The sequence below is a fragment of the Vibrio sp. Vb1554 genome (assembly GCF_033344235.1).
The window spans coordinates 1-1,559 of the sequence record NZ_JAWPOJ010000147.1 but is presented as its reverse complement, the minus strand read 5'-3'; the positions used below and the strand labels follow the sequence as shown (position 1 = coordinate 1,559).

Below are 1,559 nucleotides of genomic sequence, written 5' to 3'. Positions count from 1 at the left end.
AACTACGTTGTCGGTATGGTGGTCTTCATCATCTTGATGATCATTAACTTTGTGGTTATCACCAAAGGTGGTGAACGTATTTCAGAAGTCTCCGCGCGTTTTACATTGGATGCCCTACCGGGTAAACAAATGGCGATCGATGCGGACTTAAACGCCGGTTTGATCGATCAAGAAACCGCTCGTCTGCGCCGTAAAGAAGTTGCGAACGAAGCCGACTTCCACGGTTCAATGGACGGTGCGTCGAAATTTGTTCGCGGTGATGCGGTCGCAGGTCTGTTGATTCTATTCATCAACATCATCGGTGGTATCAGCATCGGTGTTTTCGAACACGGCTTACCAGCGTCTGAAGCATTCAAAACTTATGCACTGCTAACCATCGGTGATGGCTTGGTAGCACAAATTCCATCGCTATTACTGGCAACCGCAGCTGCAATCATCGTGACTCGCATCAATGACAGCGACAACGGCATGTCAGAAACCATGCAGAAACAGTTGCTCGCAACTCCAGCAACCTTGTTTACGGTTGCAGGGATCATGGCGGTCATTGGTATGGTTCCGGGCATGCCGCACCTTGCATTCTTTGCATTTGCTGGCGCACTAGGGTTTGCAGGTTGGAGACAAAGTAAGAAACCAGTTCAAGACACGCAAATCGAACAGGTGGAAGCACTTTCTCAAGCCATGCAAGAGGAAGACACACCACTCACATGGGACGACATCCCACACGTGCACACCCTGTCTCTTGCGCTTGGTTACCGTCTTGTTCACTTGGTAAACAAGGATCAAGGTGCGCCACTTTCGCAACGTATTCGTGGCGTACGTCGTAACCTCGCTGAACAAGGAGGTTTTCTTCTACCCGAAGTTCGCATTCGCGATAACCTAAGCCTAAAACCGAACCAATACACCATTTCTCTTAATGGCGAAGTGATTGAGCAGGGCTTCATCGAACCAGAGCGTTTAATGGCGATTGCCGTTGGCGACACCTACGGTGAAATCGATGGCATTCTAGGGAGCGATCCTGCTTACCAACTTCCTGCGGTTTGGATTGAACATCAAGACAAGGCGAAGGCACTCAACATGGGTTACCAAGTCGTGGATGACGGTACCGTGATCGCAACGCACATCAGCAAAATCATGAAAACCAACCTTGCAGAATTGTTTACACACGATGATGTAGAAGCGATGACGCAGCGCTTAACCCAACAAGCGCCGAAATTGGCAGAAGCCTTAGCCGCTGCACTTAACCCAGCTCAACAGCTCAAAGTGTACCGCCAGCTATTGCTTGATCAGGTGCCACTAAAAGACATCCGAACCATTGCGAATACCATGCTGGAGTCTTCAGAAAACACGAAAGACCCGATTTTGTTAGCGGCTGATGTTCGCTGCGCACTAAAACGCACGCTAGTTAACTTAATTGCAGGGCAAAAACCTGAGCTCAATGTTTACGCTTTATCGGATGAATTGGAGCAAATGCTACTGACGTCGCTGCAACAAGCACAAGCTTCAGGTACAGTGGTTCTCGATAGTTTCCCAATCGAACCAAATATTCTTGGTCAGTTCCA

At 48.7% G+C, this 1,559-nt stretch carries 1 protein-coding gene; it reads left to right on the top strand.

Annotated elements, in window-relative coordinates:
• Positions 1 to 1,559 (top strand): flagellar biosynthesis protein FlhA (locus tag R8N28_RS24440; protein WP_318183575.1); only part of this gene is annotated, 1,559 nt, incomplete at both ends.